Source organism: Roseiarcus sp. (genome assembly GCF_049514155.1).
Classification (GTDB): domain Bacteria; phylum Pseudomonadota; class Alphaproteobacteria; order Rhizobiales; family Beijerinckiaceae; genus Roseiarcus.
Window position 1 is genome coordinate 1 of the sequence record NZ_JBEKVH010000178.1, and the last position, 7,102, is coordinate 7,102.

The window sequence follows — 7,102 nt, forward strand, 5'->3', positions numbered from 1 at the left end:
AGTGTCGACGATGATCTTGCGGCCGGTGAGGCCGCAGTCGCCGTCGGGACCGCCGATATAGAACTTGCCGGTCGGGTTGACGTGCCAGACCGTCTTCGGGGTGATCCACCCTTCCGGCAGCGCCTTGACGACATAGGGGCGGACGATCGCTGCGACGCCGTCGGAGGAAAGATCGGGGTCGAGATGCTGGTGCGAGACGACGATCTGCGTCGCTTCGACCGGCTTGCCGTTGATGTAGCGGACCGTCACCTGGCTCTTGGCGTCGGGTCCGAGCGCCTTCTCGCGTCCGGCGTGGCGCGCTTCCGAAATGATGCGCAGGATCTTTTGCGCGTACTGGATCGGCGCCGGCATCAGCTCCGGCGTCTCGCGGCAGGCGTAGCCGAACATGATGCCCTGGTCGCCCGCGCCCTCGTCCTTGTCGCCGCCGGCGTCGACGCCCTGGGCGATGTCGGCCGATTGCTTGTGCAGCAACACCTCGACCTTGGCGTCGCGCCAATGAAAGCCTTCCTGCTCGTAGCCGATCGCCTTGATCGCCGCGCGCGCCGTCTCCTCGATCGCCTCGGGGCCGAGATCGGGTCCGCGCACTTCGCCGGCGATGACGAGGCGGTTGGTGGTGGCGAGCGTCTCGCAGGCGACGCGGATGCGATAGGGATCGAGGCCGGCGCGCGCGCCTTCACGGAAATACAGATCGACGATTTCGTCGGAGATGCGGTCGCAGACTTTGTCGGGATGGCCTTCCGAAACCGATTCGCTGGTGAACTGATAATCGTGCCGGGCCATCGCTCGTTTCTCTCCGGATTGCTGTTCGTCCGCCGGGCCCTACGCCCCGCCCCTTCCGCCCGCGCAAGTCGGCGCGCGCGGAAACGCGCCGCTTTTGACAGGCGGCGTTCGTTTGGTCAAGACGATTGCAGGAGAATCGTTCGTTTTATAGAACGGTCCGGGGCTTATTCCTTTGGCGCCGACAGCGCGGCGACCAGATCGAGGACGCGCTTGCGCACCTTGGGGTCGCGGATCTGGGCGAAGGCGCGATTGAGTTGCAGCCCCTCGCTGGTCGACAGGAAGTCGACGACATAGGCGCTGGCCGCCGGTTCCGCCAACAGCGGCTTGCCCGGATCGGCCGACGGCGCGCCCTCGAAGAAAAAGGCGGGAGGCACTTCCAGCACCCGCGCAAGCTGCTGCAGCCGACTGGCGCCGATACGGTTGGTGCCCTTCTCGTATTTCTGGATCTGCTGGAACGTCACCTCGAGCGATTCGCCGAGCCTCCCCTGGCTCATGCCAACCATCAGCCGCCGCATGCGCAGCCGCGCGCCGACATGCTTGTCGATAGGGTTGGGCGTTTTCGCCATCGGGCGTCGTCTCGCAATAGGCTTGGTCGCGGGCGCTGGCCCAGCTTCAATTACGCAACGGAATAACTAGCCGATGCGCGCAATGCGCGCAACCGGCCAGAGTTCGCCGATGGCGCGATTTTTACGGCCTGCGGCGCGCGAAGGCGACGATTGCGAGAAAAAAAAGGGCGATCCAGCCCACCGTCGACGATCCCCAGCGCCGCTGCCAGGTCGGCGGCAGCGGTTCGGGCAACGCGCTGTCGATGACCGTCTCGGCCCCGAGCCGCGCCTCGGCGAGGATGCGGCCGCGGCCGTCGACCACTGCGGAAATGCCGGTGTTGGCGGCGCGCGCGAGCGGCAGGCCGGTCTCGATCGCGCGCAGCCGCGCCTCGGCGAAATGCTGGTACGGCCCGGCGGTGAGGCCGAACCAGGCGTCGTCGGTGACGTTGAGCATCCAGCGCGGCGGATCGGGTTCGTCGAGCGCCTCGCCGCGCTCGTTGGGGAAGATGGCTTCGTAGCAGATCAACGCCCGCGCGGTCGGCAGGCCGGGAACATGGAGCCGGTCGGCGCCGGTTCCGGGGTCGAAGCCGCCCGGCATGTGGACGAACTGGGTGAGGCCGATGCGCTCGAACCAGCGGCCGAACGGCATGTATTCGCCGAACGGCACCAGGTGGCGCTTGTCGTAGCGCTCCGGCAACAGTCCGCGCCGGTCGAGCGTCAGGATCGAATTGAAGAAATGCCGGCGGCCGTCGCTACGGTCGTTGTCGTCGAGCCGCGCCGCGCCGGTGACGAGCGTCGTCCCGCCGCGCAGGAACTCGCTGATCGCCGCCAGCGCTGCGCCGTCGCGCGCGAGCAGGAAGGGAAAGGCCGATTCCGGCCAGATCAGATGGGTGACGTCGGCGACGCTGGAGGTCGTGGGCGAGGTCGCCCGGTCGGAAAGGGCGAGATATTCCTGGACGATCGCCTGCCCGTTGTCGGGCGAAAAGTCGCCGCCCTGCGAAATGTTGGGCTGCATCAGCCGCATCTTGACGTTGGGCAGCGTCGGGCTCGCCGGCGCTGACACCCGCCAGGCGCCGAAGACGAAGATCGCCGCGAGCGCGAGCGCCGCGAGCGCGGTCGGCGGCCAGCGTCGCCGCGTCTCGGTCCATAGGGTCGCCGGCGCGGCGAAGATCGCCGCGGCGAGAAGCGTCAGCCCGTGCAGGCCGACGATCGAGGCGATCTGCGCCAGTTCGAGATTGGCGCCGAGCGCCATACCGAGCTCGTTCCAGGGAAAGCCGGTGAGGACGACGCAGCGCAGCCATTCGCTGAAACCCAGACCGACCGCCAGCGCGAGCACCCGCGTCGCGTCGGCGCGCCAGATCAGCCGCGCCAGCGCGAAGCCGAAGGCGGGAAAGACCGCGAGCGCGGCCGGCAGGCCGAGCACCCCGAACGGCAGCGCCCAGGCGAACTTGTCGGCGTCGACGAGAAACGCCGACCCCAGCCACCACAGGCCGGCGACGAAATAGCCGAAGCCCCACCACCAGCCGGCGCCGAACGCCGCCCTCAGCGAGGCCCAGAATGGGCCGCCGCCCTCGGCGCGGTCGACCGCGCCGTCGATCAGCCACACCGCGAGCGTCATCGGCACGATCAGCGCCGGCGCGAAGGCGATCGGCGGCATGGCGAGCGCGCCGACGGCGCCGCCGGCGAAAGCGATGCCGCGCCGTCGCCAGCCCCAGGCGAGAATCACCGCCTGGGCGAGCCCGCCGGGCGCCGCGAAGCGCGGCCCGGCCGCGTCGACGAGCGCGGAGTCTTCGCTCATTTGTCGCCGGGCGCCGCGCCGGATTCCGGCGGCCGGTTCGATTCGGCGAGCGCGCGCGCGGCTGCGTTGCGTCGGCGCGGCGCGGCGCGCGGCTGGACCCTCAGCCGCTTGACCCGTCGCGGATCGGCGTCGAGCACTTCGAATTCGAGGTCGCCGGGGCCGGCGACGATTTCGCCGCGGATCGGCACGCGGCCGGCGGTCGCCGTCAGCAGGCCGCCGATCGTGTCGACGTCCTCGGCGTCGGCGAGCGCCGAGAGATCGATTCCGAGCGCTTTGGAGACGTCCTCCAGGCTCGCGCGCGCTTCGACGATGAAGGCGCCGTCGCCAGCGGCGGCGATCTGCGGCCGGTCGTCCTCGTCGTGCTCGTCCTCAATGTCGCCGACGATCGACTCGACCACGTCCTCGATCGAGACGAGGCCGTCGGTGCCGCCGTATTCGTCGATCACCAACGCCATATGCGTGTGCGAGGCCTGCATCTTCACCAGCAGGTCGAGCGCCGGCATCGACGGCGGCGCGAACAGCACCGGGCGCAGGATGTGCGCCGCCGACAGCGGCGTGTCCATGCCGAATTCGGCGACCGCCTTGCGCTCCGCTGGCGCCGCCTCCGCCTCCGCATTCGGCTGACCGACGAGGCCGAAGCTCGGCTCGGAGGCGAGGAAATCCATGAAGTCGCGGATGTGGACCATGCCGCGCGGATCGTCGAGCGTGTCGCCGTAGACCGGCAGTCGTGAATGGCCGGCGGTGCGGAAGAGGGCGAGCAATTCGCCGAGCGTCGCCTCGACGCTGACCGAGACGATGTCGGCGCGCGGCACCATCACGTCGGCGACGCGCACTTCGTGCAGCGCCAGCACGTTCTTGAGGATCGCGCGTTCCTGCGGCGTGAAGTCGGCGTTGGTTCCCGCCTCCTCCAGCGCGTCCTCGATGTCGTCGCGCACCGAAGCGGGCTCGATGCCGAACAAGGCCCGCAGCCGCTCGAACAGGCCGCGAGAGCCCTCTTCGGGGCTGGGCTCGGGCGCGGTCGGCCGGTCGCGCGCGGCGTCAGGGGCGGTCATGGTCGAGCGTCCGCCGCTTCGTCGGCGCGATAGGGGTCGGCGACGCCGAGCCGCGCCAGGATGCGGGTTTCGATCGCCTCCATCCGCTCCGCGTCGGCGTCGTTGTCGTGGTCGAAGCCGATCAGGTGGAGGAAGCCGTGGGCGACGAGATGGCGGTAATGGTCGGCGAGCGGCTTGCCATCTTCGGCCGCCTCGCGCGCCAGCGTTTCGAACGCGAGCACGACGTCGCCGAGCAGCCGCGCCTCGGCGATCTCAGCCGGCGCGACGGCGGGGAAGGAGAGCACGTTGGTCGGCTGGTCGAGCCCGCGCCAGCGCGCGTTGAGCGCGCGCACGCGCTCGTCGTCGGAAAGATGAATGCAGAGCTCGGCGCCGGGCGCCAGCGCGACGCCGCTTTCGCTCGCCGCGACGGCGATCGTCTCGCGCGCCAGCGACCGCGCCGGCACGGCTGCGCGCCAGCGCGGCGAGGCGGCGACGAATTCCACCCTTGGCGTCATTTCTCGCCGTCCGTCCGCCCCGTCGACTTCGCCGCCTCCGTCGACTTGGCCGTCTCGTAAGCTTCGACGATCTGGCGCACCAGGTCGTGGCGGACGACGTCGCCGTGGCGGAAACGCACGTGGCCGATCGGCTCGAGCCGGCCGAGCAGGGCGATCGCCTCGCTCAAGCCCGACTTCTGCCCCGGCGCGAGGTCGGTCTGCGACGGATCGCCGTTGACCATCATCCGCGAGCCCTCGCCGAGGCGGGTGAGGAACATCTTCATCTGCATCGCGGTCGCGTTCTGCGCCTCGTCGAGCAGGATCGCCGCCTTCGACAAGGTGCGGCCGCGCATGAAGGCCAGCGGCGCGATCTCGATCATGCCGGTCTGGATGCCGCGCTCGACCATGCGCGCATCCATGAAGTCGTAGAGCGCGTCGTAGATCGGCCGCAGGTAGGGGTCGACCTTCTCCTTCATGTCGCCGGGCAGGAAGCCGAGCCGCTCGCCCGCTTCGACCGCCGGTCGCGACAGGATCAGGCGTTCGACGAGGCCCTGTTCGAGCAGCCACACCGCGTGGCCGACCGCGAGCCAGGTCTTGCCGGTGCCGGCCGGGCCTTCGGCGAACACCAGCTCGTGCTTGTGCAGCGCCGCCAGATAGCGGTCCTGGGCGGCGTTGCGCGCGCGCACGACGCCGCGTTTGCGGGTCTTGATCTGGCCGAACGTGTCGCCGGTGGTCTCGAACGCGCCGGGGAACAGCGTGCCCTGGTAGGCGGTTTCCTCGATCGCGCCTTCGACGTCGCCTTCGTCGGCCGGCTGGCCGAGCTTGGCGCGCTCGTACAGCAGTTCGAACACGCGCCGCGCCTGCTCGCTCGCCTCGCGCGGGCCGCGAATGACGATCTGGTTGCCGTTGGCGTTGGCGCTGACGCCGAGCCGGCGCTCGATGCGGGCGATGTTCTGGTCGTAGTGGCCGAAGACGATCGAGGCCAGTCCGTTGTCGTCGAAGGCGAGGGCGATCTCGGTCGGTTTCGTCTCGCCGGGCTCCGCCACGGCCGCGGCGGGTCTCGTCAACGTCTGGTCTTGAGCTTTCAAACTGGCTGTCTCCGTCTCAAGCGATCTGAGCCTCGGGGTATGACGCCGGCGCGACAATCCGCCCGATCAGCGTATTCGCGCCGAGGCCGACGATTTCGACGCTCGCCATGGCGCCGATTCGGCTCGCGTCGCCCTCGGCGCGCACCGATTGCATATAGGGCGAGCGGCCGACGATTTGACCGGGGCGCCGCCCCGGCCGGTCGAACAGCACGTCGATCCGGCGGCCGACGAGGGTCCGGTTGAAGGCGACCCGCTGCGCGTCGATGAGGGCGTAAAGCTCGGCGAGCCGCTCCGCCTTGACCTCTTCGCCGATTTGGTCGGCGAGGTCGGCGGCCGGCGTGCCGGGCCGCGGCGAATACTTGAACGCATAGCCGGAGGAAAAGCCGACCTCGCGCACGACCGCCAGGGTCTGGCGGAACTCCGCGTCGGTCTCGCCGGGGAAGCCGACGATGAAGTCCGACGACAGCGCGACGTCGGGCTGCGCCCGGCGCACGCGCGCGACGATGTCGAGATAGTCGCGGACGCGGTGCTTGCGGTTCATCGCCGCCAGCATGCGGTCCGCGCCGGCCTGGATCGGCAGGTGCAGATAGGGGGCGAGCGCCGGATTGTCGCGATGGGCGGCGATCAGGCTGTCGCTCATGTCGTTGGGGTGGGAGGTGGCGTAGCGCAGCCTCAGCACGCCGGGAATTTCGGCGGCGGCGGCGAGCAGCGCCGCCAGGTCGCTCGCCTCGCCGTTCGCGTTGCGGCCGCGATAGGCGTTGACGTTCTGGCCGATGAGGGTGATCTCGCCGACCCGGGCGGCGGTCAGCCGCGCGATCTCGTCGATGACCGACCTCACCGGCCGCGAAGCTTCGCCGCCGCGGGTGTAGGGGACGACGCAGAACGAGCAGAACTTGTCGCAGCCCTCCTGGACGGTGACGAAGGCCGACGGGCCGCGGGCGCGGATCGCCTGCGGCCGGCTCGGCGGCAGATGGTCGAACTTGTCTTCGACCGCGAAATCGGTGTCGATCGCCGCCGCCCCGCGCGGCCGGTCGCGCAGCAACTGCGGCAGGCGGTGGTAGTTCTGCGGCCCGACGACGAAATCGACCGCCGGTTGGCGGCGGCGGATCTCCTCGCCTTCGGCCTGGGCGACGCAGCCCGCCACGACCAGAATGGTCGCGCGGCCCTGGCGCTCGCGCTCGGCTTTGAGGACGCGCAGCTTGCCGAGTTCGGAGAAGATCTTCTCCGAGGCGCGTTCGCGAATATGGCAGGTGTTGAGGATGACGAGGTCGGCGTCCTCGACGTTGGCCGTCTCCGCGTAGCCCTCCTGGCCGGCGACGTCGGCCATCCGCTGCGAATCATAGACGTTCATCTGGCAGCCGAACGA

General features: G+C 69.8%; 7 protein-coding genes. All 7 read right to left on the bottom strand.

All coding sequences use genetic code 11. The features are described 5' to 3' along the window. Positions 1 to 780, bottom strand: a 780-nt coding sequence (locus ABSF49_RS18810) for an S-adenosylmethionine synthetase N-terminal domain-containing protein (protein ID WP_424114173.1), incomplete at its 3' end; no start/stop codon positions are given. 164 nt (positions 781 to 944) lie between these two features. Next, positions 945 to 1,346, bottom strand: coding sequence for a helix-turn-helix domain-containing protein (locus ABSF49_RS18815; protein ID WP_424114174.1), 402 nt, complete (start codon positions 1,344 to 1,346; stop codon positions 945 to 947). A 121-nt stretch (positions 1,347 to 1,467) separates the two neighbouring features. Further along, positions 1,468 to 3,123 (bottom strand): apolipoprotein N-acyltransferase, encoded by a 1,656-nt coding sequence (gene lnt, locus ABSF49_RS18820; RefSeq protein ID WP_424114175.1) that lies wholly within the window; start codon positions 3,121 to 3,123, stop codon positions 1,468 to 1,470. After that, positions 3,120 to 4,175 (bottom strand): hemolysin family protein, encoded by a 1,056-nt coding sequence (locus ABSF49_RS18825; protein WP_424114176.1) that lies wholly within the window; start codon positions 4,173 to 4,175, stop codon positions 3,120 to 3,122. Before ABSF49_RS18825 ends, lnt begins: the two co-directional genes overlap by 4 nt. Then, entirely contained in the window at positions 4,172 to 4,669 is a 498-nt protein-coding gene (gene ybeY / locus ABSF49_RS18830; protein WP_424114177.1) for an rRNA maturation RNase YbeY, read from the bottom strand. Before ybeY ends, ABSF49_RS18825 begins: the two co-directional genes overlap by 4 nt. Continuing rightward, entirely contained in the window at positions 4,666 to 5,715 is a 1,050-nt protein-coding gene (locus ABSF49_RS18835; protein WP_424114178.1) for a PhoH family protein, read from the bottom strand. Before ABSF49_RS18835 ends, ybeY begins: the two co-directional genes overlap by 4 nt. A gap of 37 nt (positions 5,716 to 5,752) precedes the next feature. Beyond that, positions 5,753 to 7,102, bottom strand: a 1,350-nt coding sequence (miaB, locus tag ABSF49_RS18840; protein WP_424114179.1) for a tRNA (N6-isopentenyl adenosine(37)-C2)-methylthiotransferase MiaB, incomplete at its 5' end; no start/stop codon positions are given.

Coding starts and splice junctions, on each gene's coding strand:
- ABSF49_RS18815 (WP_424114174.1), bottom strand. CDS start 1,346: ATGGCGAAAACGCCCAACCCTATCGACAAGCATGTCGGCGCGCGGCTG.
- lnt (WP_424114175.1), bottom strand. CDS start 3,123: ATGAGCGAAGACTCCGCGCTCGTCGACGCGGCCGGGCCGCGCTTCGCG.
- ABSF49_RS18825 (WP_424114176.1), bottom strand. CDS start 4,175: ATGACCGCCCCTGACGCCGCGCGCGACCGGCCGACCGCGCCCGAGCCC.
- ybeY (WP_424114177.1), bottom strand. CDS start 4,669: ATGACGCCAAGGGTGGAATTCGTCGCCGCCTCGCCGCGCTGGCGCGCA.